This window comes from Paenibacillus sp. FSL R5-0345 (genome assembly GCF_000758585.1).
Lineage (GTDB): Bacteria > Bacillota > Bacilli > Paenibacillales > Paenibacillaceae > Paenibacillus_AQ.
The window spans coordinates 381,937-407,241 of the sequence record NZ_CP009281.1 but is presented as its reverse complement, the minus strand read 5'-3'; the positions used below and the strand labels follow the sequence as shown (position 1 = coordinate 407,241).

General features: G+C 45.9%; 23 protein-coding genes and 1 riboswitch. Of the genes, 9 read left to right on the top strand and 14 right to left on the bottom strand.

All coding sequences use genetic code 11. The annotated features are described in order from the left end of the window. Nucleotides 1–6: 6 nt before the first annotated feature. The 8 genes from R50345_RS01815 to R50345_RS01780 form a co-directional block, all read right to left on the bottom strand. On the bottom strand, nt 7–609 hold the full coding sequence (locus R50345_RS01815; RefSeq protein WP_042123586.1) for a response regulator transcription factor: 603 nt from the start codon (nt 607–609) through the stop codon (nt 7–9). Continuing rightward, nucleotides 606–1,760, bottom strand: a complete 1,155-nt coding sequence (locus tag R50345_RS01810; RefSeq protein WP_042123584.1) for a sensor histidine kinase — start codon at nt 1,758–1,760, stop codon at nt 606–608. The genes R50345_RS01815 and R50345_RS01810 overlap by 4 nt, the downstream gene beginning before the upstream one ends. Before the next feature lie 4 nt (nt 1,761–1,764). Then, nucleotides 1,765–2,499, bottom strand: coding sequence for an ABC transporter permease (locus R50345_RS01805; RefSeq protein ID WP_042123582.1), 735 nt, complete (start codon nt 2,497–2,499; stop codon nt 1,765–1,767). Nucleotides 2,500–2,501: 2 nt separating this feature from the next. After that, the gene (locus R50345_RS01800; protein WP_042123580.1) at nt 2,502–3,410 is read right to left on the bottom strand and encodes an ABC transporter ATP-binding protein; all 909 of its coding nucleotides are present in this window, start codon (nt 3,408–3,410) and stop codon (nt 2,502–2,504) included. Between the two features lie 182 nt (nt 3,411–3,592). Beyond that, nucleotides 3,593–4,345: an oxygen-insensitive NADPH nitroreductase gene (gene nfsA, locus R50345_RS01795; protein ID WP_081953972.1), complete on the bottom strand. Its 753-nt coding sequence runs from the start codon at nt 4,343–4,345 to the stop codon at nt 3,593–3,595. A gap of 31 nt (nt 4,346–4,376) precedes the next feature. Next, on the bottom strand, nt 4,377–6,839 hold the full coding sequence (locus tag R50345_RS01790; protein WP_042123578.1) for a heavy metal translocating P-type ATPase: 2,463 nt from the start codon (nt 6,837–6,839) through the stop codon (nt 4,377–4,379). A 113-nt stretch (nt 6,840–6,952) separates the two neighbouring features. Then, nucleotides 6,953–7,153 carry a copper chaperone CopZ gene (gene copZ, locus R50345_RS01785; protein WP_042123576.1) on the bottom strand — a complete coding sequence of 67 codons (201 nt, stop codon included), beginning with the start codon at nt 7,151–7,153 and terminating at the stop codon, nt 6,953–6,955. A gap of 53 nt (nt 7,154–7,206) precedes the next feature. Next, entirely contained in the window at nt 7,207–7,548 is a 342-nt protein-coding gene (locus R50345_RS01780; RefSeq protein ID WP_042123574.1) for a metal-sensitive transcriptional regulator, read from the bottom strand. Between the two features lie 203 nt (nt 7,549–7,751). Between R50345_RS01780 and R50345_RS01775 the strand changes: the two genes are divergently transcribed. The 7 genes from R50345_RS01775 to R50345_RS01745 all read left to right on the top strand — a co-directional run bounded on the left by R50345_RS01775 (nt 7,752) and on the right by R50345_RS01745 (nt 14,286). Continuing rightward, complete coding sequence (locus R50345_RS01775; RefSeq protein WP_042123572.1) at nt 7,752–9,272, top strand: MDR family MFS transporter; 1,521 nt, start codon at nt 7,752–7,754, stop codon at nt 9,270–9,272. A gap of 5 nt (nt 9,273–9,277) precedes the next feature. Then, on the top strand, nt 9,278–9,841 hold the full coding sequence (locus tag R50345_RS01770) for a PadR family transcriptional regulator (protein WP_042123570.1): 564 nt from the start codon (nt 9,278–9,280) through the stop codon (nt 9,839–9,841). 114 nt (nt 9,842–9,955) lie between these two features. Next, the gene (locus R50345_RS01765) at nt 9,956–10,933 is read left to right on the top strand and encodes an aldo/keto reductase (protein WP_042123569.1); all 978 of its coding nucleotides are present in this window, start codon (nt 9,956–9,958) and stop codon (nt 10,931–10,933) included. 223 nt (nt 10,934–11,156) lie between these two features. Then, nucleotides 11,157–12,497, top strand: a complete 1,341-nt coding sequence (locus R50345_RS01760; protein WP_231574013.1) for a hypothetical protein — start codon at nt 11,157–11,159, stop codon at nt 12,495–12,497. 1 nt (nt 12,498) lies between these two features. Next, nucleotides 12,499–13,086, top strand: a complete 588-nt coding sequence (gene sipW / locus R50345_RS01755) for a signal peptidase I SipW (protein WP_042123565.1) — start codon at nt 12,499–12,501, stop codon at nt 13,084–13,086. A gap of 90 nt (nt 13,087–13,176) precedes the next feature. Continuing rightward, nucleotides 13,177–13,797 carry a TasA family protein gene (locus R50345_RS01750; protein WP_042123563.1) on the top strand — a complete coding sequence of 207 codons (621 nt, stop codon included), beginning with the start codon at nt 13,177–13,179 and terminating at the stop codon, nt 13,795–13,797. A gap of 159 nt (nt 13,798–13,956) precedes the next feature. Then, entirely contained in the window at nt 13,957–14,286 is a 330-nt protein-coding gene (locus tag R50345_RS01745; protein ID WP_042131791.1) for a helix-turn-helix domain-containing protein, read from the top strand. A 207-nt stretch (nt 14,287–14,493) separates the two neighbouring features. Here R50345_RS01745 and R50345_RS31070 read toward each other — a convergent pair whose 3' ends face one another. Continuing rightward, nucleotides 14,494–14,649: an anti-repressor SinI family protein gene (locus tag R50345_RS31070; protein WP_231573373.1), complete on the bottom strand. Its 156-nt coding sequence runs from the start codon at nt 14,647–14,649 to the stop codon at nt 14,494–14,496. A 27-nt stretch (nt 14,650–14,676) separates the two neighbouring features. Next, nucleotides 14,677–14,761: riboswitch (cyclic di-GMP riboswitch) on the bottom strand. Between the two features lie 472 nt (nt 14,762–15,233). Here R50345_RS31070 and R50345_RS01740 point away from each other — a divergent pair. Continuing rightward, a complete protein-coding gene (locus R50345_RS01740; protein WP_042123561.1) occupies nt 15,234–18,101 on the top strand; it encodes a 2-oxoglutarate dehydrogenase E1 component in 2,868 nt (955 codons plus the stop codon). A gap of 52 nt (nt 18,102–18,153) precedes the next feature. After that, complete coding sequence (odhB, locus tag R50345_RS01735; protein WP_042123558.1) at nt 18,154–19,422, top strand: 2-oxoglutarate dehydrogenase complex dihydrolipoyllysine-residue succinyltransferase; 1,269 nt, start codon at nt 18,154–18,156, stop codon at nt 19,420–19,422. 234 nt (nt 19,423–19,656) lie between these two features. Here the strand turns inward: odhB and R50345_RS01730 are convergent, their stop codons facing one another. From R50345_RS01730 to R50345_RS01710, 5 genes are all read right to left on the bottom strand, one after another. Beyond that, complete coding sequence (locus tag R50345_RS01730) at nt 19,657–20,625, bottom strand: hypothetical protein (protein ID WP_042123556.1); 969 nt, start codon at nt 20,623–20,625, stop codon at nt 19,657–19,659. Next, nucleotides 20,586–21,194 carry an RNA polymerase sigma factor gene (locus R50345_RS01725; protein ID WP_052414430.1) on the bottom strand — a complete coding sequence of 203 codons (609 nt, stop codon included), beginning with the start codon at nt 21,192–21,194 and terminating at the stop codon, nt 20,586–20,588. Before R50345_RS01725 ends, R50345_RS01730 begins: the two co-directional genes overlap by 40 nt. Before the next feature lie 338 nt (nt 21,195–21,532). Continuing rightward, the gene (locus tag R50345_RS01720; RefSeq protein WP_231574011.1) at nt 21,533–22,789 is read right to left on the bottom strand and encodes an L-lactate MFS transporter; all 1,257 of its coding nucleotides are present in this window, start codon (nt 22,787–22,789) and stop codon (nt 21,533–21,535) included. Nucleotides 22,790–22,915: 126 nt separating this feature from the next. After that, nucleotides 22,916–23,644, bottom strand: a complete 729-nt coding sequence (locus tag R50345_RS01715; protein WP_042123554.1) for a LytR/AlgR family response regulator transcription factor — start codon at nt 23,642–23,644, stop codon at nt 22,916–22,918. Further along, a complete protein-coding gene (locus R50345_RS01710) occupies nt 23,641–25,245 on the bottom strand; it encodes a sensor histidine kinase (protein ID WP_269321988.1) in 1,605 nt (534 codons plus the stop codon). Before R50345_RS01710 ends, R50345_RS01715 begins: the two co-directional genes overlap by 4 nt. Nucleotides 25,246–25,305: the final 60 nt, after the last annotated feature.

Genomic DNA, 25,305 nt, shown 5'->3' with positions numbered 1-25,305 from the left:
CTCCCCTCAAATCCAGCCTTTTTCCTCTGCTAGTCGTACCGCCTCAATTCGGCTTTTCACTTCCAGCTTATTGAGTATTTCAGAAATATAATTGCGAACTGTGCCATAAGAAAGATGTAGCGAAAAAGCGATCTCTGCCGCCGTTTGCCCTTCACCAGCCAGCTTTAAGATCTCTCGCTCACGTGCTGTAAGTGGATTCTCCTCCCGCAGGCTACCGAAGACTAACTCTGGAGAGACCTCCCGATGTCCAGCCATGACACGACGAATTGATTCGGCTAATTTATCTACTGGCTCGTCCTTTAACAAATACCCTTGTATCCCAGCCTTCACTCCACGCTCGAAATAGCCCGGTCGGGCAAAGGTTGTCAAGATGATAATCTTAGTCGGACAACCCTTCCCCCGCAATATTTCTGCAACCTCCAGACCGCTCTTGAACGGCATTTCAATGTCCATGAGACATACATCCGGCTGAAGCCTGTCGATTAAAGCTAACGCCTCAGCTCCATCACAAGCCTCTCCGACGACTTCGATATCATCCTCAAGATCCAGCAGGGAAGCCATCGCTCCCCGAAGCAGGCGTTGATCCTCCGCTATAACGATAGTTATCATGCACTCTCACCTCCTGTTGCTTCCTTAACGATTAGAGGGATCATAACGATCAGCGTAGTTCCCAGACCTTCTTCTGAGCTTAGCGACAGAGAGCCATCAATCAGAGATAGACGCTCCGCCATCCCCTTCATACCATTTCCATCGCTAAGCTCACCACTACATCTCTCACCGTTCTCGAGGCCAATTCCATTGTCCTTAACAGTAATTCGAACTTCTCCGGTGGTCTTCGCCACCCCGATGAAGCATTTATCCGCTCTACTATGCTTCACAATGTTAGTCACCGCTTCTTTGATACAGAGACTGAGAATATTTTGCGTCAGGTCGGATACTCCCTCTAGCGAGATATCCCCTTCCACTTCCAAGGCAATCTCCGCCGTGCGCAGCATTTCCCCGGCTTCTGCCAGTTCTTCTGCTACTGAGATCGCCCGCATTTCCGACACTAGCTCACGCACCTGACGGAGCGCAGCCCGCGAAGTACGCTGAATTTCCCGCGCCTCCTCTTGGGCTCGCTCCGTATTTTTGGTCACCAGCTTCTCTACGAGTTGGCTTTTTAATGTAATCAAGGACAACGTATGCCCGAGCGTATCATGTAAATCACGAGCAATTCGCATCCGTTCCTCACGCTTCACCAACTCTTTAATCACCTCATTGGCTTGATCCAGCTCTTTCTCCAGCTTCTGATTCCGATTCATGGATCTCACGCCGAACGGACTAATCAACATAATAATGATAAATGGAGCTAAAAATATCATGCTTCCCCACTCCATCTCACGACCCACTAAGACAAGCACAAAAAGTACCATGACTACAAAAGAAGTAAATGCAATTTTGAACCCTTTATTCTCCGTATAGTAAGCTATAAAATTCGCGGTGAAAAAGCCCATGTACAGATTAAAGGGCGTATAAAACAAACTAAGCACCACGATGATCACCATTTGAATCGTTAACCAAACATTAAATACTCCACCACGAACCCAATACAGCTGGCGATAGCTGATGGCGAACACCGCTATCATCAACCCGCCTAAAATGAGCTTCAATCCAGTCTCCCCACGCAAATTCAGGATGGGCAAAACCAGATAAACAGCCCATACATAAGGGAAAAACCCTTGTTTTTGTGGAAATAACCGAAACTGCGCACGCTCAGCCATTCATTCACACCGCTTCCTGTTTTTTTCGAATATAAACCGATAGTAACATAAAAACTACCAAATATCCGAGCAAAATCAAGACATTACTCCACTGCGGGGCTGAGCCACGTACAATCTCCCACGCCCCATTTCCATAGTTATAAGAAGGTAACCAATGACCAATCTTCTGCATTAATCGTGGCAAAATCTCAATCGGCATCCACATGCCCCCCGCTACAGCAAGCGCCATATAAATCACGTTACTGACTCCACTAGCCGTATCCACCCGTTTCATAGCACCCACAAGCGTACCAATCGCCAAAAATGGAAGGGAACCAATCAGAATCCATAGCACGCTAAGCACCCATTGACCCGCTGATAAGGAGACACCATTGATTAAATAGCCTGCGGCAAAAATACAAATGACCGAGAACAGGTGCATCATCGTTTGTCCGAACATTTTTCCGAAGAAATAAATTGAACCCGGTAGCGGGGTAATCCGAATAAAGGTGGTCCAGCCTTGTGTTCGCTCTTGCACCAAACGAATGCCAAGCGTCATAATCGCTGAGCCCATTACACTAAAGGTTGCCATCGACATCAAGTAGTGAGCGCGCCACGTTGGGTCATCGTTACCTGTATTGACCACTCGGGTGAAGATGAAGTAGAACATGATGGGCATGAGCAAAGACCAGAACACATAATAGGGATTACGGATGATCCGCAGCATCTCGGCTTTACATTGTACAGTAATTAGTCTCATCTTTAGATAGCCTCCTCTTGGTTCATGGTCAATTGTTCAAAAGCGTCATCCAGACGTCCCTGATCGATTCGGACATCCTTCACGGGAAGTCCAGTCACAAAAATCGCTCGCAGCGCTTCATCCGTATCGTCTGTCGTTACGTGAATTCGACCTTCTTTTTCATAACAATCTTCTATAGCGCTTAGGTCTAGCAAGTTTCTGCGCAATTGGGAGCGATCACCTACTGGCAGGAAAGACAACGAGCGCTTTACAATCCGCGATTTAATCTCATCTGGACTTCCGTCCGCAACTAAATGACCTTTGCTGAACAACAGAATACGATCGGCGATATCTTCGGCTTCCTGCAAATAATGCGTCGTGAACACAATTGTCTTGCCCTGCTCCGCAAGTCCGCGAACCGTATCCCAGAAACGCCGCCGGGAAGTAATATCAAGTCCAACCGTAGGTTCATCGAAAAAGATCAGCTCCGGATCACCCGCCAAGGCCAGCGCGAAGCCTAGACTACGCTTTTGACCGCCTGAAAGCTTCTCGGCATATCTATTCAGATCCGCTGGCGCAAGCCCTGTGGCTTTAATTAGAAATTCCATATCCATCGGCTGTGGATAATAGCTACGGATCAGAGCAATGATCTCCCGAACCTTCAGTCGATCCATTACACTTACCTCCTGCAGCATCGCGCCGGTCTTTTCACGTACCGCTTTATCTTTCGGATGTTGTCCGAAAATTTTCACTGTGCCTTCAGTGGGCTCTAATAGCCCTAATAACATTCCTAATGCCGTTGTTTTGCCTGCTCCGTTCGGTCCAAGAATAGCTGTAATCGAACCCTTGGCAATGTTGAAGCTAATGTGATCTACTGCTTTCTTATCCTTATATAATTTGCTGACGCCATTCATCTCTATAACACTGTCCATTACGTAACCCCTCCGATTCCGAATGCGTTTGATCTATTTCAATCATATGGAAAAAGGGGACCTGACATTAGTATGGACTGTCATTTCTTTAAGATGACAACTGTCACCTTCACAAAAAAAGAAGCTGCCCTATCCATAGTTTTAACTACGAATAGGGCAACCTCTTAAGGAAAAATGCTAATTTACCGCTTAAAGAATCCTTTTTCGATCAGGAATTCCTTCATATGCATTCGTGCTGGCTGTGCCAAGCGTTCTGCCATAATTACTGACCAAGGTGTATCCTTGGCACCATGGGTCCGCTCACGCATATAGTCTGAAGAGACTTGATCGTAAGTCTTGACCTGCTCCACCGTGGTTTCGGCATTGTAGCGATTGCGATGCAGAACAGCCTCTAACGGAAGACGCGGACGCAGGCTTGAGGCTCCATCAGGATATCCCACACACATTCCAAATATCGGGTAAACCAGTTCGGGCAGTCCCAGCAGCTCAGAAACCTCCGCGATCCGGTTACGAATTCCACCGATATAAACAATCCCAAGTCCGAGTGATTCCGCAGCTACCGCAGCGTTCTGAGCAGCAAGTGCAACATCAACGGTAGCTACAATAAGATTCTCCGCAGAATCTTCATAAGAAGTCTCTCCCTGTAAATGAGGTTTTGTCACCTCACGCAGCCGATACAGATCCGCACACCAGACCAAGAAGACTGGGCACTGTTCTATATAAGCCTGATTACCCGCTAATCCGGCAAGCTCTGCTTTTAGATCCGGGTCAGTCACTGCAATAACACTATAGGCTTGTACACTGCTGGAAGTTGAAGCCATTTGGCCTGCCTCAATAATCGCTGCAAGCTGCTCTTCACTTACTGGCTTATCCTGATACTTGCGGACAGATGCATGGTTCATTAATAGAGATATTGTCTCGTTGTTTTCTTGCACAGCGGCCACTCCTTACATAGTTAAGTTTCTCTTACAGCTTTACCCGCTGCAAACGAAGTGCATTTAAGACGACGGACACAGAACTGAATGCCATCGCAGCTCCAGCTAGCCATGGAGCTAGAAATCCGAGTGCAGCAATCGGTATACCTATTGTATTGTATGCGAGTGCCCAGAACAAATTCTGCTTAATATTGCTCATTGTTTTACGGCTCATCATTATAGCATCGGGTATACTCTTCAGATCTCCCCGCATCAGTGTAATATCTGCAGCCTCCATTGCTACATCCGTCCCTGTACCGATCGCCATGCCCGTGTCTGCAGTAGCCAGTGCAGGAGCATCATTGATGCCATCTCCAACCATAGCTACCTTTGTCCCATTTCGCTGCAGCTTACGAACTTCCTCCGCTTTACCCTCCGGTAGAACCTCTGCTAACACTTTTCGAATGCCCGCTTGTTTCGCAATAGCTTCGGCTGTGATTTTGTTGTCCCCTGTAATCATTACGACCTCTATACCCATCTCATGAAGCGCTGCTACAGCTGCTCTTGAGGTTGGCTTAATCGTATCCGCCACAGCGACAATACCGGCAATCTCATCGTCCACCGCTACAAGCATAGCTGTCTTTCCTGCCTCTTCCAGTCTCTTCATGACTGGGGCCCACTCTGTGATGTCCATGTGATGATCTTCCATCATCCGCCGTGTGCCTACCATAACCTTCTGGTCTGAGACCACAGCCATAATTCCGCGTCCAGGGACATTATCAAACTGCGCAGCAGTTGGCAAGGTCAAGCCTCTTTCGGTAGCTCCTGCTACGATAGCTTCCGCAAGCGGATGCTCTGATAATTTCTCAGCTGCAGCAGTTAAAGCTAGTAGACGATTCTCGGCATTTTCTTTACCATAAGCGGCAATTCCAGTTGTAGTCACGATATCTGTCAGCACGGGTTTACCGTTTGTAACCGTACCTGTCTTATCCAAAACAACGATCTTAATCCCTTGTGCACCTTCTAAATGCTCACCACCTTTGAACAGGATGCCAAGCTCCGCAGCGCGACCCGATCCCGCCATAATGGAGGTCGGGGTTGCTAGACCTAGTGCACATGGACAAGCGATTACGAGCACTGCAATGGCTTTTTCTAGAGCATCGGCGAACTGACCAGGTGCTGTCCAGAAATACCAGACCAAGAAAGTGATTACCGCAATCCCTACAACAATCGGTACAAAGATCCCTGAGATGACGTCCGCGATCCGCTGAATTGGCGCTTTGGAGCCTTGTGCCTCCTCCACCACTCTAATAATTTGAGCGAGTGCAGTGTCTCTTCCTACTTTGTTGGCTTTGATTCTTAAGATCCCATTCTTATTTAAAGTAGCACCGATAACAGTATCTCCAGGTTTTTTCTCTACAGGAATACTTTCTCCGGTCAGCATAGACTCGTCCACAGAAGAAGAGCCCTCTACTACCTCGCCATCCACCGGCACCTTTGTTCCGGGCTTCACCAATACAATATCGCCGGGAATCACTTCATCTGTCGGGATATTCATTTCTTTGCCATCGCGGATCACGAGAGCCGTCTTGGCCTGAAGCCCCATTAAGCTCTTAATGGCGTCAGAGGAACGTCCTTTCGCTAGCGCTTCGAACCATTTACCGACGAGGATGAGCGTGATGAGTACAGCACTCGTCTCATAATACATTTCTACGGTATGATTCATTCCCTTCATACTTAATGAATCAATCGTCAGATAAAGACTGTAGAAATACGCTGCGGATGTTCCCAGTACGACCAGCACATCCATATTAGCACTCCCGTTACGAAGTGCTTTATACGCGCCTACGTAGAACTGCCAACCAATGATAAACTGTACGGGAGTCGCCAGAACAAGCTGAAACCTAGGATTCATAAATATCTCCGGTGTTGGAATCCAGCTTGTGAATGAGAAATGACCTGCCATCGCCCATAACAATGGGAAAGAAAGAATAGCAGAAATGACCCACTTCCACTTCTTATGCTGAATTTCCTGTATACGACGATCCACATGATCCTTGCGGTCTTCTTTAAGGGTAGCTTTATATCCGATATTGCTTACCTTCTCCATGATCTCTCTTGGACTAATATTACCGGGAGTATATTCTACATGTGCCGTTTCCAGCGCTAAATTTACGTTCACTGCTGCGATACCCGGCGTACGGCTCAACACTTTTTCGATCCGCGCCGAGCATGCGGCACAGGTCATGCCTGATATATCAAAATCCGCGGTCTCTTTGACGGTATCATAACCAAGAGCGCGGATTTTATCTTCGATTTGTGGTAACCCTGATACAGAAGGGTCGAATCCGACAGTGGCTTGTTCCAAGGCTAAATTTACATTTGCGAGAGAAACACCCTCCATCCGTGACAAACCTTTCTCAATTCGAGCTGCACAAGCAGAACAGGTCATACCTGTAATCTGTACGGTCGCTTGCTGTTCATTGGGTGATGCTGTTGTTTTTAACTTATCCATGATTCCAAAGCCTCCTCATACCCCTATAGAGTATGATAATTTCTATAAAAAGAAAAGGCATTGGAGCTTATGGCATCCCCATACAGCTCCAAGCCTTATTACTCTGCTTCAAATTAAACTACATCATACCCTTGATCTTCAATAGCTTCTTTAATAGCTCCAAGGCTTACCTTATTCTCGTCATACTCAACGGAAACTTTTTTAGCAGCAAGATCAACTTTTGCAGTAGCTCCAAGATTACCTACAGCCTTCTCTACAGAGCTGACACAGTGACCACACGACATTCCTTCAACGTTTAATGTAGCGTTCGACATTAATATTACCTCCAGTAAATGTTATGAAGCCATGCTCAAGGAGCAGTAGCTTATTATTTCATTAATTTGTTAACCGTAATTAGCAGCTCATCGATAACCTCATGTTCACCGGCTTCGATTCGTTCAATAATACAACTCTTCATGTGCCCTTCCAGCAGCATCTTACCAACACCGTTTAGTGCCGCTTGAACCGCTGCGAGCTGATTGAGCACATCATCACAATAAGTATCCCGCTCTATCATACCCTTTATCCCGCGGATCTGGCCTTCAATCCGGTTGAGGCGAGTATTCAAACCATTCTTGAAATCTGCTGAATGATGACTCATTCGTTCTCCAGATGAATGACAGCCAGCCTCACAGGATTTCTCAGTTTGTTCTTGCTTACTAGTAGACATAAGAATCAGCCTCCTTGCCATTAATATAATATACCCCCGTAGGGTATGTCAAGAGACATTCTTCATTGCCTGGCACTCCAATTCCCTTTTCTAAAAAAAACTATTGCTACCCTATTCAAATTTGAATATAATAAGTTTTGCTTCTAAAGTATGAACATTATTTGAACGGAATATCACTATTTAGAAAAAGGAGCCTGCGAAGCATGCATACTAAAGAAAGTAATCTTAAACTCGTAGTTGTCGGCCTGCTGCTCGGTATTCTGATGTCCGCGATGGACAATACCATTGTAGCTTCAGCTATGGGAACCATAGTCTCTGACCTTGGCGGTCTGGATAAAATCGTATGGGTCACCTCGGCCTATATGGTCATGGTAATGGCTGGAACCCCTATCTTCGGCAAGCTCTCAGATATGTACGGACGTAAACGTTTCTTCATGTTCGGTCTGATTGTATTCCTGGTTGGCTCAGCACTGTGTGGTACTGCAACCAGTATTACGCAGCTCAGTATTTATCGGGCTGTTCAAGGGATCGGCGGCGGTGCACTAATGCCTATCGCCTTCACCATCGTCTTCGACATTTACCCTCCTGAAAAAAGAGGAAAGCTGACCGGCCTATTCGGTGCCGTCTTCGGAATCTCCAGTGTACTAGGACCGTTACTGGGTGCATATATCACCGACTATGTAGGCTGGCAGTGGGTATTCTACATTAACCTGCCGCTCGGAATTATTGCACTGTTTCTGATCGCAACTTCTTACAAAGAGTCGATCTCTCATGCAAAACAGCGCATCGACTGGGGCGGAGCCTTCACTCTCGTCGGCGCCATTATCTGCTTAATGTTCGCACTAGAGCTGGGAGGCAATCAATACGCTTGGGATTCTAGTGTTATCCTCGGCTTGTTCGCCGGTTTTGCTGTACTGTTGCTGGCATTCATCCTCATTGAGAGAGTGGCGGCTGAACCTGTTATCTCGTTCGCGATGTTCAGTAAACGGTTGTTTGCAACAAGTAGTGTGACAGCCTTGTTCTATGGCTCTGCCTTTATCGTAGCTACAATTTATATTCCTATCTTCGTACAGGGTGTATTTGGCGGCTCCGCAACGAACTCAGGATTGATCCTCATGCCGATGATGATCGGAACGGTCGTGGGCAGTCAGTCCGGGGGGCTGCTTACAACCAAAACCAGCTTCCGCAACATTATGATCCTGTCCGCAGTCTGCTTTGTCGCAGGTGTCTATAGTCTAAGTACTCTGTCACCAGATACCTCCCGTCTCATGCTGAATATATTTATGGCCTTGACCGGGTTCGGCGTAGGCTTCTCCTTCTCCGTACTAAGCATGGCGGCGATCCATAATTTCGACATGCGCCAACGCGGTTCGGCAACTTCAACAAGTACCTTTATGCGCTCTCTTGGAATGACGTTGGGAATTACAATCTTCGGGATTATTCAGCGTAATAGCTTCACGAGCAGCATTAGCGACGCTTTTGGCGGAAGTGAGCAATCAGCAGCCTTCGGCGATCCGCGGGCGGCCCTGACACCTGAAGCAAGAGCCAAGATTCCACCTGAAATTTTAGAGAAAATATCCAGCGCACTGTCCTCTTCTATCGCACATACCTTTATGTGGGCCTTGATTCCTGCGGTCCTTGGTTTAGTCTTTGTGCTGCTTATGCCAAAAGACCGCCTCACCATTCCGAGTAAAGCTGCTCAGGCATCCGAGGGTAAAAGGTAACGATTATGTCGATGAAATTGGCCATTCTCGGTCTACTGCTGGAACGGAATATGCATCCCTATGAAATTACAATAGTTATGAAAGAACGCTCCATGGACCGAATTACAAAATTGCAGCTTGGGTCTCTTTATTACGCTGTCGATAAACTTGCACAAGATGGCTATATCGAAGCTTTAGAGGTGATTAGCAGCAGTGATCGCCCAGATAAAACCATATACGGTATTACTGAGCAAGGCAAAAATTTATTCGAACAGTTAATTCTACAGCAAATTAAAAAGAACGAGCCTTTCTATCATCCGATGTATATGGCGCTAGCCATGTCGCGTCATGTCGATCAAAGCAAAGTGGAGAAACTGCTCGAAGAACGCATTCGGGAAACTGAACATCTGGTAAATCTGGCTTATCAGGTATATGAAGAACATATTCCCATTGTTCCTCGTTCCGCTCTTCATCTCATGTACGGCACCTATGAACATAACCTGACGGAGCTAAAATGGCTGAAACACCTCTACAATGACGTTGTAGCACGTAAGTTAAATGATATCGGAACACCACTCAATCTAGAGTAGAGGCCTAAAGGCCTCTTCTTTTTTTGCTGCCCAGTTGTAATAAATACCATACAGGATTCTAAAAGTGTACAATATGTACGTGTACGCAATCATATTTTCCTAGGAGGAATCACATTGTTGAGAACGCTGCCTTTAAACAAGCGCGGTATACCAGCCAGCCGTATTGCTCTAGGTTGTATGGGATTTGGTGGGGGCTGGGATCATGAACCTATTACCGCCGAGAATGTTAAGCAAGGACATGCAGCCGTCGACGCTGCACTTTCTATTGGTATCAATATGTTTGATCATGCAGATATTTATACCCGCGGTAAAGCCGAGAAGGTGTTCGGTCAGATCTTCAAAGAACGCCCAGGACTCCGCGAAGAAATCATTATTCAATCGAAATGCGGTATTAAGCTGATGGAGCCTGGAGACAGCTCTAATGTGTTCGATTTCTCAAGCCAGCATATTCTAAGCAGTGTAGATGGAATATTGCAGAGACTAGGAACAGAATATATAGATATTCTGCTGCTTCATCGGCCTGATCCCCTAATGGATCCGGAGGAAGTAGCCTCTGCATTGCATCAATTAAAAGCAGCAGGCAAGGTTCGCCATTTCGGTGTATCCAATATGAGCGCAGCGCAAATCAAAATGCTCCAAGCCTCTTGCGATGAGCCTTTTATCGTAAACCAGCTACATATGAGCCTAGCCAAGCTGAGCTGGGTCGATGCTGGAATCAGTGTAAACCGTGAACCTTGGAAGGATATTACCTTTCCTGAGGGAACCCTTGAGCATTGTCGAATGGAGAATATTCAGCTTCAAGCTTGGGGCCCACTCGCACAAGGCTTATTTAGCGGACGTTCATTAGAGGATCAACCAGAGAATATCGTCCAGACCGCTGCCATGGTTAAACAACTTGCAGATAAAAAAGGAACAACACCCGAAGCCATAGTGCTATCCTGGCTAATGACACATCCGGCAGCTATTCAGCCTGTGATTGGGACTGTGAATCCGCAGCGCATTGCTGCCTGCGCCGATGCGGACAAGCTGGAGCTTACTCGTAAAGAGTGGTATGACTTATACGTTAGTTCGCGTGGTACTCGTCTTCCCTAACCCGCTCCACAAATTCAACTCCAAAGGATTCTTAATAGCCTAATTGTGCCTCTCGCATGATTAGGCTATTTTTAATGCCTCCCCATTTCTTACATATTGTTCTCTATTGCGAATAAAAATAGATATCGAGCGAAAAACCGAGGTAAATAGAGATAAATTAACATTTTCGTTCTTTATAGAGCACAAACTAGGCTTATTGGCAGTTTTCTTTTCAATTTATTCCATGTATTATTCATTACAGAAGTTGTTCTTTATTGAGAACGACAATAACGAACCAAAGAAATTCAAGACATTGAGGGGAGGTATTCCTCTGAGACCCAGATCAGCAAAAAGAAGACCTAAAAGAAAGAGGCAAATCGGACTACGTGTTCTGCAATCAGGAATGGCTGTCTCCGTCTTGTTTCTGTATACCTCGCAGCAAGTGGGTAATACCTACGGTGGTTTTGGAGCTACTACGCAAGCGACCAGCACAATTAGCTTTTGCGAAGTCTTTCCAAACTCGATCAAAGGGCTTCTAACAGAACTCAAAGATCATATCGAAAAAGCTACTGCTTTAAAAGGATCGCTACAAAGCTATGCCCCTTCAGGCAGTCTCTCAGATGTTTCGGGAATAGAAGGCATGTCGCTGGATGAGCTTGATGTCGCAGCGCAAGAGATTTCCTCGCAAATCTCCGCGCTTCAATCTCAAATTGATGGCGTTAATGAGCAATTGGCCACCAACAGCCAAATTTGGAACGAAATCAATAGTGAGCTGAACGCAGCAGCAGCCGTATTATTCCAGATTGGAGGATATATGACCTCTCTAGATTCAAACTGTTTAGAAATCAAGGATGAACAATTCTTCAGTGAGCTGCAAAATAGCCTGAATCAAAGTGGTGTAATCTCTGAATCCCTGAATGCTTCCTTAAATGGAGTCATCCAATACCTAAATTCTATTCACGACATCGGTCTTCCGTTTGCTTCGGTAGTGACCAGTGATGTATATGGACAACCAGAGTTACGCAATGAGGCGTTTCAGCAGCCGTTCCCCTACCTGATTGCTTTTAGTCAACCGGCTGGCAATATCTCTAGCGAGCTTACCTCCACTTATGAAAATCTCAATACTGAAATGAATGATCTTAAAGAATCAGCTACTTCAGGCATCAGCACTCTTCAGAGTCAGCTCCAATTGATCAGTCAAACCCGCGAACAACAATTGGAAGCCCTTGAGAAAGCCCGATTAGAGGCGCTGGAACAAGCGAAGAAAGAAGAACGTTTGGCCCTGGAGAAAAAAGAAAAGCAAGAAGCAGAGGACAAAGCGAAAGCTGAAGCTGAAGAGAAAGCAAAAACGGAAGCGACTCCACCGACAGGTGAAGCTGCTCCAGAGAACATAAATAAAGAGCAACCTGAAGCCCCAGCTACTAACCCGGTCGATCCGGAAGTTGGTGAAGAGCCAACGATTCCACAAGATATACCACAGCAAAAGGTTCCTCAGGAGACGCCAAAGGCGGAAGCTACAACCTCTTCCCCGCCGGCAGCAACACCAGCTCCTTCGGCCCCTCAACAAGACAAAGGTGGAGAATAATATGCGGATTAAAAAAATGATCAACAATACATTATCGAGCATCATGCTTGTGATCTTTATTCTGCTGGTGATAGCCGTAGTGTTATCCAAGGCCTCCGGCGGTGAACCTGCCTTCTTCGGATACCAGATCAAATCGGTACTCTCAGGTTCGATGGAGCCAGGGATTCAAACCGGATCGATTGTCGCTTTAAAACCCGGAGGAGATATGAATCGCTTCAAAAAAGGCGATGTTATCACCTTTAGAAATGAAGAAAACCTGCTCATTACTCACCGTGTTGTAGAAGCAACAATGAACAATGCTACTGGTGAAGCCATGTATCGCACGAAAGGCGATAACAATGATGCGCCTGATATGAACCCTACCAGTTCCACGAATGTTGTAGCTGAGTATGCAGGGGTCACCGTACCTTATGTAGGTTACGCTATGAATTTCGCAGTTTCCAAAGCTGGAAGTGTTGTGCTCATGATCGTACCAGGCTTGATGCTCCTGCTCTATGCCCTGTATTCATCATGGAAGGCTGTAGCTGCACTCGAAAAGAAAAATGCGGCTATACTGCCCACCTCTCCACCTCCAACTGAAATACAGTAATTCGTTGATTGTCCGCTTCCGCTTACGAACCGGAAGTTACAATATATAACTTTTATAAAAAAACCACAAAACCGAGGAGGAATTTTAATTATGGGTATCAAAAAAACATTGGGTCTTGGCGTAGCATCTGCAGCACTGGGTTTATCATTGATTGGTGGAGGAACATTCGCTTACTTTAGCGACACTGCACAAAGCACCGCTACATTCGCAGCAGGTACACTGGATTTGAACTCTGATCCTTCTGTTATCGTTGATTTGAAGGATCTGAAGCCAGGCGATACGATCAAAAGAGACTTCAAACTAAAAAATGACGGTACACTTGATATCGGTTCGATCCTCCTCAAAACAGCTACCTCTATTAATGATGTAGGTGGTAACAACGGCGCTAACGATTTGGCAAAATTCATCAAAGTTAAATTCCTGGTGAATAAAGATAAAAGCGGCATCTTACCTGGTAGTGAAGAGAAAGTAGTTTGGGAAACTACCCTGGCCGATTTGAAGACTCAGACACCGGATCTCGTAAAAAACACTGGACTTGATGCAATCTGGGGTACTAGCGAAGCATCTGGAATTAAGGCCGGCACAAATGATAGCTTCACCGTTCAATTCGAATTTGTTGATAACGGCCAAGAGCAAAACTACTTCCAAAAAGATTCATTAACTCTGACTTGGGATTTCGTAGGTAAGCAAACAGCTGGATCCGCTAAATAATCTAATAAGTCTTCCATTCGAAGAGCAGCAGATTCTTATTCCGGAAAGCGGATAAGTAGATGCTGCTTTTTTCTTTACAATAATCTTTGTCGAATTTATTGATATTTGCTATACTAATAACAAAAATTACGGAGGGGCGTCAGCATAGTGCCACAAAATATGGGCCAACGTATCCAGCATCTCCGCCTAGAAAAGGGATTGTCCCTATCTGAGCTTGCGGACAGAGCGGATGTTGCTAAGTCGTATCTTAGCAATGTGGAGAGAAACATCCAATCCAATCCTTCAATCCAATTTATCGAAAAGATCGCCGACGCGCTTCAGGTATCCATCCACGCTTTGCTCTATGGAGAACCTAATGATGCTGAGGAATCACCTTTAGATTCGGAATGGTTCCGATTGGTGCAGGAAGCTATGGCCTCAGGCATAAGCAAACGCGAATTCAAGGAGTTTCTGGACTACCAGAAATGGCGCCTGGATCAGAAGGATTAATCCTTCCATCTGATCTGATAAGATCCTCTTCTACTCATACTATCAAGCATAAGCGCCTTCGTTCTCCTATATGGACTGCGAAGGCGTTTTATATTCTACTAGAATATAAGGACAGTGTGTCATCTGAAACTTATAGCTTCTTATATAAAGAAAAAAAGCACAGCGAGTTATCGCTGTGCTCATTTGATATGTAATGCTCTGAATGTATTACTGCACGGCTTGCACAGTCTTCTCATGAAAGAAGCGACGAATTTCATCTGCCTTTATGCCAGCCTTCTTAGCTGCTAATAATAAATGGACCCACTCTACGTCTAGATCAATGACCTGCTGTTCTCTGTTGCTTCCCTGGTTGGACTTGTCCAAAAAATCTCCTCCTAAGATTTTACGTCCCCAGGCAATCCGGCTGTCATAGTATTTCTACCTTAGACCCGCGACTTTGTGCCCCTGCCTTTCGGCAAGTTTACCTTTTACTGGACCCTTTACGTGAAAGGATCTACTTTGAAATATATGAAAAACGCTAACTGCAATAACATTATACTATACTAAAGTGAAAAAGTGTGTCGATTTCTGATTAGTTTTTCCATTAAAAAACAAAAAATAGAAGTTCTTTTATAGAATTTCCTGTCCTATTATCGCGATACTCGTCTTATTCATAAAATTATATAAGCCAATATAATAATGTCCCATTCCCTATTTAGTTAAAATTAAGGATAATAGAATCATTTTAGTAGGCCTTTAGAATGGGTAATAAAAAAGAACAACTCTTTATTTAGTAGAACAAGCTAACCCATACCATTTTGCGAACGTATTAGACGAAAGAATGAATTGATTACATGTGTGGAAAGTAGCACAATAAGATGAGGAATGAAACCGCAATCATCACAGCTCCTACAAGCATTGACACAAAATGTCACGTATGGAGTTCATCCGTTGAGGAGGATGTATTCATGGCAGCCAAAGAGCCCTATAACGAATCCATTTGGAGTAAGTATTATGGACCCAATTTAGGCTACATTCAAGAAAGATACGAGCAATTTGTGAAAGACCCAACCACCGTAGAGAATAATTATCGTGAACTTTTTACAAATTCGGGTCCCCCACCATTAACACCGGATAGCGAACCGGCTCCACAGCCTCGCATTTCAGGAGACACCGAATGGCTTAGAAAAGCAGTAAGAGCTTCCAAGTTAATCGCTAATATTCGTATATATGGCCATATGGCCGCTGAAATTGATCCGCTTGAGCGGGACCACAATCCCATGGCTAAATATCTCGAACTTGAAACTTATGGGCTGACCCGTGAGGATCTGATCGCATTACCTGCCACACTCATTTGGGAGAATGCACCGAATGACGTGCATACCGGATGGGATGCTGTTCAGCGTATGCGTCAGGCATATACCAAAACTATCGCCTATGAATTCGGGCATGTGCATGAGGAAAAAGAATTGCAATGGCTGAATAGACAGGCAGAATCCACTAGCTCACCAGCACCTTTAAATAATTCAGAACGCAAAGAACTACTGAACCGCCTGATTCAAGTAGAGCAATTCGAAACCTTCCTCCACAAGACCTTTGTGGGTCAGAAACGTTTCAGCTTGGAAGGCAACGACGCTCTTGTGCCTATGCTCGATGAAATCGTACGCGCTGCTGCGCATGACGGCGCAGAGCATATTCTGATGGGTATGGCGCACCGCGGCCGTCTCAACGTTCTCGCACATATTTTAGGCAAACCTTATGATATTATATTTTCAGAGTTTCATCATTCTCCAAACAAGGAGCTCTTCCCTTCCGAAGGCTCTACAGGAATTAACTATGGCTGGACGGGTGATGTGAAATACCATCTCGGTGCAGACCGCGCTGTCCGTGAAGGAGAAACCGTACGCACAAGAATAACACTAGCGAACAATCCAAGTCACTTGGAATTCGTCAATCCTGTCGTGGAAGGTTTCACTCGTGCCGCTCAAGAGGATCGGAGCACTGCCGGGCTGCCTAAGATTGATACCAGTAAAGCTATAGCAGTGCTAATGCATGGCGATGCTGCTTTTCCGGGTGAAGGGATTGTTGCAGAAACACTTAATATCGGCAAACTTCAAGGTTATCAGAATGGTGGAACGATCCATATCATTGTTAATAACCGGATCGGCTTTACGACCGAAAGTGAAGACTCCCGTTCTACGCATTATGCCAGTGATATCGCCAAAGGGTATGAAATCCCGATTGTCCATGTCAACGCTGATGATCCGGAAGCCTGTGTAGCAGCTGTCCGTTTAGCTAGCGCATATCGCCACCAATTTAAAAAGGATTTCGTGATTGATCTCATCGGCTACCGCCGTCATGGTCATAACGAAATGGATGATCCTGATACTACACAGCCTATTGTTTACAGTAAGGTGCGTAAACATCCAACCGTCTACAAGGTTTATGCTGAGCGACTACAGCGTGAAAAGATTCTTACAGCTGACGATGTTAAAGAGATGAATGCTGCTGCAGAAAGCGTTTTGCAACGTGCGTATGATAGTATGAAGGAAGGCAATCACAAGAAAAAAGAACCAAAAGCCTTCATTCCTTTAGAAGCGGAACACGCTGCGCCAGGCTCAACAGCATTATCTATCTCCAGTCTGCAGGAGATCAATCGTGAACTGCTGACTGTGCCAGAAGGATTCCAAGTCTATCCGAAGCTGGAACGAATTCTGCAACGCCGTAAGGATGCACTGAATGAAGGTGAGAAGGTCGACTGGGCACTTGCTGAGTCTCTCGCCTTCGCTACCATTCTAAAAGATGGTACGCCAATTCGCCTGAGCGGCCAGGATGCTCAGCGCGGAACCTTCGCTCATCGACATCTAGTGCTGCACGACAGTAAGACTGGGGAATTGTTCTCTCCGCTTCATCAGCTGAGTAATTCCCGCGCTTCCTTTGGGGTATACAACAGTCCGCTGTCAGAAGCATCGGTATTAGGCTTTGAATATGGTTATAACGTGTTCGCACCGGAAACCTTCGTGATCTGGGAAGCACAATATGGCGATTTCGCTAATGCAGGTCAAGTTATATTTGACCAATTCATTGCCGCTGGACGCGCCAAATGGACGCAGCGCAGCAATCTTGTCATCATGCTGCCTCATGGTTACGAAGGACAGGGACCTGAGCATTCCAGCGGTAGATTGGAACGCTTCCTGCAATTATCCGCAGAAGAAAACTGGACCGTTGCCAACTTGACGAGCGCCTCCCAGTATTTCCATCTCTTGCGGCGCCAAGCGGCGTTATGCGGACAGGAAGATGCAAGACCGCTAGTCATCATGACACCGAAGAGTCTCATTCGTAATACACGGAGCGCTTCTGCCGGAACTGAGCTCGCCTCAGGACAATTCCAGCCTGTGTTATCAGAGCCTCTGCTAGGCAAAAAACCAGGTGAGGTTAAGCGTCTTGTAGTCTGCAGCGGTAAAGTAGCTATCGACATCCAAACAGAACTCGAAGCTGCCTCAGACAAAGATTGGTCTTGGCTACATGTACTTCGCCTAGAGCAACTCTATCCGTTCCCAGAACGTGAACTGAATGCTCACCTAAGCTCGTTCCCAGCTCTTCAGGAAATTGTCTGGGTGCAAGAAGAGCCGAAAAATATGGGTGGCTGGAGCTACACCGAACCTCGGTTACGCTCCATTGCACCGCAAAACACCAGCGTGAGATATATCGGACGTCCTGAACGTTCCAGTCCAGCCAGTGGTTATGCAGATGTTCATAGCTTTGAACAGCGTAGAATTGTTTCAGAGGCCCTAAAATCAAATTCACAAGTACAAACGGCTGTACCGTCCTCCTAAGAGGACGGTATCACAATAGCGTAAACCATTATGTTTGGGGAGGTAACGGCCTGTGTCAGAAATCTTAGTACCCGATCTGGGAGAATCTATATCCGAAGGAACCATCTACAAATGGCTGGTTAAAGAAGGCGACACGGTAGGTCAAGGCGATGTGCTTGCTGAGTTAGAGACAGATAAAGTCAATCTGGAAATTAGTGCGGAGGTGGAGGGTGTCATCTCCTCCATCCTACGTCAAGCGGGCGAGAACGTAGCCGTTGGCGAAGCCATCGGCATCATTGGAGCCGCTAGCGGCAGTAAGCCGCAGGCCGCTGAGAGCAAAGCGCCTGAAGCGGCACCGGCAAGCGGCAGCGCAGCAGCCGCACCTGTAGCAGCGCCCGAAGCCCCTGCAGGTGGCGACAGCCACACTGCATTGGCATCGCCGGGCGCACGCAAGCTGGCACGGGAGCGCGGCATCGACCTCGGCGAGGTTAGCGCCCGTGATCCGATCGGCCGGATTGGTCAGGCCGATGTGTCGGGTCATGGTGCAGCGCCGCAGGCCGCTGCACCAGTAGCTCCGGCGGCACAAGTCAAGCCGGAGCCAGCGAAGCCGGCAGCGAGCAAAGCCGCGCCGGAGGATGGCAAGAACGTGGAGCGCAAGCGCATGTCGCGCAGACGGCTCACGATTGCCAGCCGCTTGGTAGAAGCGCAGCAAACCGCAGCTATGCTGACTACCTTCAACGAGGTGGATATGACAGCGATCCTCGACATCCGTAAACGCCGCAAGGATGCCTTTAAAGAGAAGCATGAAGTTGGACTAGGCTTCATGTCCTTCTTCACCAAAGCCGTGATCGGTGCGCTGAAGACGTATCCACTGCTGAATGCTGAAATCGATGGTGAAGATCTGGTCGTTAAGAAATTCTACGACATCGGTATTGCCGTTGCAGCTAAGGAAGGTCTGGTGGTTCCAGTTGTCCGTGACGCGGATCGCCTCAGCTTCCCGGAAATCGAACGCCAGATTGGCGAACTCGCTTCCAAGGCACGTGCGAATACGCTAAGCCTCTCCGAGCTTCAAGGCGGAACGTTCACCATCACAAACGGCGGTGTATTCGGTTCACTGTTATCCACTCCGATTCTGAATACCCCTCAAGTAGGTATTCTTGGGATGCATAAGATTCAATTGCGTCCAATCGCGCTGGACGAAGAAAGAACCGTTAACCGTCCAATGATGTATATCGCCCTCTCCTACGATCACCGGATCGTTGACGGCTCCGAAGCGGTAAGCTTCCTCGTCAAAGTGAAGGAATTGCTGGAAGATCCAGAAGCGCTGCTGCTCGAAGGCTGATCCTGATCGATCTTTCAACTTAAGAATATAAAGAAGGTATCCCTAGAGCTTCACATTAGGGATACCTTCTTTTATATATCTTACTCAACCTGCTACCTTATTTGCATACGATTCAACTGTATTTTATACACTATTTATTTCTGATCTGCTCATACCCTCTTCCCTAATTGCATTCTCTACAACTACCTTAGCGCATGCAAATACAAAACTACAAAACTACAAAAACGAAAGAATCTACTTCAACAGCTCCCCAGCCAACTGTAATAATTGCTCCTTGGTCAGAATCTTATCTCCGTAGCTGGTGAGTGTATAATAAGCATCCTGCTTCTCGTTATACCAATTCAAATAATCGTAGCTGACCTCTTTCTTTACTACTTTGTTATAAATAACCTCTGTACCTGCCACTACAATCTTATCTGCTTGATTCTCAGGTTCTTGCTCCACAAACACTTTCCCGCCATGCATGATCGTGGCAGAGATACCTATAAAGGCATTGTCCTTCGAATAAATGGCACTGATCCAGCCTGGTTCCGACCATGGTATAGCTTTCATGAATATATTACTGCTACCCTTCTCTTGGTTTGCCTGAGCAGTAAGATCGCGCAACGTCTCTTTATAAAGAGAGCTTTTCTTATCTGCATCCGTTGTAGGATGATTAGGATTAATAACCCCATATTTAAAAGCATACCCTGATGCCAATGCAGGGAGCATCGGCGCATCTGTCCGTTTGATTTCCTTCAGAAAATCAGAATATGCACCTATCCGCTGCTCTTTATACTTAAATTGCAATTCGGTCACCAAGCCTTCTGTACCCGCCTTATTGTTCACCAAATAAGCGATCAGCTCACCCGGTTTAGCTAATGTGTCAATCTGCGCAGCATATTTATCATAGGAGGCTACTCCTGCAGAATCATTCGGCGCAACATGCTGAACCTTTACTACGCCTTCACTATTACGAATCTGGATATATTCCGATGCAGCATAAGCTGTCACTGAGATCATCAGGAACAGGGCTAACATACTTGCAATTGCCGTTGTTTTATTCATCGTCTTCAGCGAGAGCGAGAACGATCGCTTTCGATCTGATATGCCACGGATATGTCCCATAACCTTCTCTTCTACATCGATCTCACCCAGAAGTTCATTCCCAGCTGAAGCATAAATTATATCTTGGTATTCATTGCTGATTGGGGTTCGTTCCATGTGATTTCCTCCTCTAAATTCATACCTTCCTGTACCTTCTGCTTGATCCGGTTCATTCTCTTCGTCAGTGCATTGGGACTGACCCCAAGAATTTCGCTGATCTCCGCATAAGTTTTTTCCTCAAACACTCGCAGAATAAGCATATTCCGCTCTTCCAGCGACAACTGCGCTAATGCGGCTGACAATGAGGGATTAAACAACCGATCATCCAGCTCTTGTTCAGGACTTGCAGACATAAACTCAGGTTTGAAAATACTCATGACTCGCTTTTGCAGACGCCGTCTGCGCAGCAGGTTTAAGCAATGATGATACGCGATACGATAGAGCCATGCCGAGAAATGCATCTGCGACTTGTATTGAAGGATAGATTGATAGCCTTTTACCAAAATATCCTGAACCGCGTCCTCCGCATCCTGCTTGTTTTCTAACAAACGATAGCAATAGCGGTAGATCGGTGTTTGAAAAGCTCTGACGATAAGAGCATACCGATCGGTATTTCCTTTTTGGATACTATCAATTAACTCTTCCAGCTCCTTGGGGTCTAGCGAATCCTGTTGCGACAGAAGCACCTCCTTAACCTTTATAACTTCTATAACACTTGAGCGCGGCAAAAAGTGCCTATGCAAATCAAAATAGGAACAAAATTTGACTGCGGTTCGCGCTACATAGAATATGTATTGGACCGAGGAGAACCTATTTTCGAAATATAGATAGTTTTCACGTCCAATTATACACATTTAGGGGCTAATAAGAGCTATGCAGTCCGTTAACTCGTCCAAAGGTACTTTTGGTTTAACACTTTCATTTTCTTAGCCGAACGCTAACGCTAACCGCCAACAAAAAAATGACGTACAACTGTTGTCAGTTGCACGCCATTATTCGAATTATCTAGTTGTCTTTATTCCCTTTAAGCCGTCCGCTCTGTAGCTTTGAGGCGCAAGGCTTTCTTCTCATTCTCTTTCACTTTCTCCACTGGCGGTTTCAGTGAAATTGCGATGATGCAGGCCAGCAGACACAAGAGACCAAAGATCACGAAAGTAGGTTTAAACCCGCCTAGGAAGACGGCGATGAACGAACCGGAAAGGGCACCGATACCAAAACCTTGATATACGATTCCATAGTTCTTACTGTGGTTCTTAAGTCCAAAGAAGTCACTGACAATCGCCGGAAATACTGTAATGTTACCCCCGAAGCAGAACGCAATGGCTGCTACACAAGTGAAGAACAGTCCGAAGTTTAGCGTTGCATAGCTAAGGGTCAACATAGCGGCTGCCGTTACAGCAAGTGAAGCACCTACCAGCTTCAACCGGCTCATTTTGTCAGACAAGGCACCCAAGATCAAACGCCCTGCTGTATTAAAAATCGCAATCATCGCTACCGCATTAGCTGCCGTCTGCACATCAAGTCCAGCCAACTGTACGCCGATGTCTTTTACAATACCGATCAAATACAGGCCACACATACAAGCAGTAAAGAAAATAATGAACAACAGATAAGCTTCTTTCGTACGTAGCATTTCTTTTACCGTGTAGTCTTTTGGTTTAGTGATAGTCGAAGTTGATGCTGCACCCAATGATGCCGCTTGTACTGGAGCTTCTCTAACGAGCAAGGAACCGATTACAATCATGACCATAACAATCATGCCCCAATACATAAATGTATTAGATACACCCACTGAGTCGATCAAGCTGCCATTAATATATTTAAAAATCAAGCTCCCCGTTCCGTAAGCACCCACGGACACACCGGAGATTAAACCTTTATTATTCGGAAACCATTTAATTAAGTTAGATAATGAAGTGATATAAGCTGTTCCGTCCGCAAAACCAACGATCACGCCAGCCAATACATAGAACATTAGAAGCGAATTCGCCTGAGAGCTAAGAATCAATCCTAGACCAAGCACAATCCCTGCGGTGGCAGTCAACCGGCGAAGCCCGAAACGATCCTGCAATTTCCCTGCGAACAAAGTCGCAAAAGCGAGTGCAAAGCTTGTGATCGAAAACGTAATAGAAACAGAGTTAAGCTCCCATCCGAATTTCGTTACCAGATGTGCATTGAACAAACTCCATGTATAAATGGTACCTAGACCCATCTGCATAATTACTGTTCCTAATACGATAAGCCACCGTTTGGCGTTTTTGTTGTCCATCGTCGAAGTCATGGTCTATTCCTTCTTTCTCTCTCGTTGTCTGCTACAAGAGCTTCTATTGCCTCTTTATTGTAGCTAAATCAGCGGATGCTGAGAGAAATCTGGCATGAGATGACGAAAATGAAGAATGAACTGCATTTATAGGCGCATGATCTGCCTGAATTCTTTGACCTTGCTACGACTTACCGGCACCTCAAAATCCAAATCATGCAGGCGCAGCAAGTATGTATTGTTGAACCAAGGGATGATTTCCTTGATCTTGGACAGGTTAACGATATAGGAACGATGGCAGCGAAAAAACCGATCCTCGGGCAGTCGATTATAGAAATCGCTGATGCTGAGCGCCATACTATACTCCTCACCTTTAGTCATTACGCTCGTACTCTTTTCCTGTGCGGAAGCATAATAAATATCGTCGGCATTCACTACGATAATCTTTTCATTTTTCCACAGATTCACCTTATCACTGACAGGATTTCGTTCCTCTTCCCCATGTCTTCCACGAGCAGCAAATGCTCCCTCTAGCTTGTGCAGCATAGCCTTAATTCGAACCTCACTGTAGGGTTTAAGAATATAGTCAAATGCCTCAATCTCAAAGGCCTCAGCGGCATGCTCCTTATAAGCCGTAATAAACACTATATATGGTTTCACCGAGAACCTGCTAATATTCTGAGCCAGCAGCACCCCATCAATTGAGGGAATATTTATATCCAGAAAAATCACATCTACCGTATCACTCTGCAAATATTTTAATGCGTCCAGTCCATCTTCAAACTGTGCCGCAATATCGATCCCGCTGTGAGTTTCTATTAAATAAGCTAGTTCCTGTCTTGCCAGCTCTTCATCCTCCACGATGATTGCTCTCATAGGCCCTCCTTTTTGACATCAAAATAAATGTTCGTCCCTTTTTCGAGCCTCTGAATTGTAAGCCCAGTTCCATAGATTAGCTTGACCCGTTGATGTACATTAAACAATCCGATTTTATTCTCCGGCATATCACCGGTATAAACCTTCTCTATCGTTTCTTCGCTGATGCCAGCTCCAGTATCCCGAATACCTACTCGTACATTATCACCTTGATCTTTTACAGAAATCGTTACGGTTCCCGTTCCTCTTACCTTCAGTATGCCATGTATGATCGCATTCTCTACAAGCGGTTGGATGATCAGACTCGGAATCCGAACTTGAACCTCATCAATATCATACACAACATTAAGCCGGCTTCCGAAACGCGCTTTTTCAATCTCCACATACTGCTGAACCTGCTGCAACTCGCGCTTGATATCAATGAATTCATCGGTCAGCTCCAGATTGTATCTCATGTAACCGGACAGGTTCACAATTAACTCCCGCGCCTTATCCGGGTTAATCCGAATCGAGGACGCAATCGCGTTCAGCGCATTGAACAGAAAGTGTGGGTTAATGCTTGTCTGCAGCGCCTTTAGCTCTGCTTTGTTCGCCATTTCTTTAATGCCCTCAACCCGCGATACTTCCATTAGCGTAGAGATCATTTGCGACAAACCTACAGCCATAGCTTGTAGAGAATAAGTGATCTTGTGGGCTCTGGTGTAATAGATTTTGAGCGCTCCCGTAACTTCGCCTTTTTCCTTCAACGGAATAATAATCAGCGATTTAATCTCCGGATTCACATAATCACTATCGTCGTTACGGATCGTAATTTCACCACTGGACAACGTCACTTTAGTTTCTTCACTTATAATTTCATTGGTCGTAGTATAGTCCTCTTCCCCAACACCAACGTAAGCGAGAATGAGTCTTGTATCCGAAATAGCTACAGCGTCTGCACCGATATCTTCTTTGATAATTTGGCAGATGGTACGAAGCGACTCGGGATTAATATTGCGAAAATAGGGCAAGGTCTTATTGGCAATATCCAGTGCCAGCTTGGACTGCTTCGCCGCAATCCGTTCCTTTTCACCTTCCACACTCTGCACTAGCATGACAATCAGACCGACACTAATCTGGCTCATAATCATCGGAAAAGCAATTTTGGACACGATATCCACACCCAGCGACGACGGTTCGGCCATCACTAGAATGAGCAGCATCGTCAGGGCTTCACAGGCCATCCCGGCCAAAATGCCGGCCATCCAGCGACGTTCACCAGAAGTGCGGCGGTATATTACCCCTGACACAATCCCTGCGGTAATACTCGTAATCAGACAAGGAAGAGAGGTTACCCCTCCGATATCAATTAGAAAACGGTGAACCCCTGAGATGATGCCTGTTATGAGTCCTACCCATGGCCCGAACAAAATCCCACCAGACACGATGGCGATAATTCGCACATTCACAAGCGAGCCTTCCACATTAATCCCACTGTAGGTACCAAAGATAGCGAATAAACTGAAGATCGTCGTCGCTATGGCAAGCTCCTGCGGGGCGTAGGTTCCTTTTTGAAAAATCTCTTTAAACCGCGGCAGACGAGTCAGCACGAACAGACACATCAGCAGTAGTGCAGCTCTTTCAAATAATTGCAGTAATATCGTAAACGTATATTGCACGGT

What these genes read in the sequence shown, in the direction of transcription:
- R50345_RS01815 (WP_042123586.1), bottom strand. Translation starts at nt 609, where the DNA reads ATGATAACTATCGTTATAGCGGAGGATCAACGCCTGCTTCGGGGAGCG.
- R50345_RS01810 (WP_042123584.1), bottom strand. Translation starts at nt 1,760, where the DNA reads ATGGCTGAGCGTGCGCAGTTTCGGTTATTTCCACAAAAACAAGGGTTT.
- R50345_RS01805 (WP_042123582.1), bottom strand. Translation starts at nt 2,499, where the DNA reads ATGAGACTAATTACTGTACAATGTAAAGCCGAGATGCTGCGGATCATC.
- R50345_RS01800 (WP_042123580.1), bottom strand. Translation starts at nt 3,410, where the DNA reads ATGGACAGTGTTATAGAGATGAATGGCGTCAGCAAATTATATAAGGAT.
- R50345_RS01790 (WP_042123578.1), bottom strand. Translation starts at nt 6,839, where the DNA reads ATGGATAAGTTAAAAACAACAGCATCACCCAATGAACAGCAAGCGACC.
- copZ (WP_042123576.1), bottom strand. Translation starts at nt 7,153, where the DNA reads ATGTCGAACGCTACATTAAACGTTGAAGGAATGTCGTGTGGTCACTGT.
- R50345_RS01780 (WP_042123574.1), bottom strand. Translation starts at nt 7,548, where the DNA reads ATGTCTACTAGTAAGCAAGAACAAACTGAGAAATCCTGTGAGGCTGGC.
- R50345_RS01775 (WP_042123572.1), top strand. Translation starts at nt 7,752, where the DNA reads ATGCATACTAAAGAAAGTAATCTTAAACTCGTAGTTGTCGGCCTGCTG.
- R50345_RS01770 (WP_042123570.1), top strand. Translation starts at nt 9,278, where the DNA reads ATGTCGATGAAATTGGCCATTCTCGGTCTACTGCTGGAACGGAATATG.
- R50345_RS01760 (WP_231574013.1), top strand. Translation starts at nt 11,157, where the DNA reads ATGTATTATTCATTACAGAAGTTGTTCTTTATTGAGAACGACAATAAC.
- sipW (WP_042123565.1), top strand. Translation starts at nt 12,499, where the DNA reads ATGCGGATTAAAAAAATGATCAACAATACATTATCGAGCATCATGCTT.
- R50345_RS01750 (WP_042123563.1), top strand. Translation starts at nt 13,177, where the DNA reads ATGGGTATCAAAAAAACATTGGGTCTTGGCGTAGCATCTGCAGCACTG.
- R50345_RS01745 (WP_042131791.1), top strand. Translation starts at nt 13,957, where the DNA reads ATGGGCCAACGTATCCAGCATCTCCGCCTAGAAAAGGGATTGTCCCTA.
- R50345_RS01740 (WP_042123561.1), top strand. Translation starts at nt 15,234, where the DNA reads ATGGCAGCCAAAGAGCCCTATAACGAATCCATTTGGAGTAAGTATTAT.
- R50345_RS01730 (WP_042123556.1), bottom strand. Translation starts at nt 20,625, where the DNA reads ATGGAACGAACCCCAATCAGCAATGAATACCAAGATATAATTTATGCT.
- R50345_RS01720 (WP_231574011.1), bottom strand. Translation starts at nt 22,789, where the DNA reads ATGACTTCGACGATGGACAACAAAAACGCCAAACGGTGGCTTATCGTA.
- R50345_RS01715 (WP_042123554.1), bottom strand. Translation starts at nt 23,644, where the DNA reads ATGAGAGCAATCATCGTGGAGGATGAAGAGCTGGCAAGACAGGAACTA.
- R50345_RS01710 (WP_269321988.1), bottom strand. Translation starts at nt 25,245, where the DNA reads ATGTGTCTGTTCGTGCTGACTCGTCTGCCGCGGTTTAAAGAGATTTTT.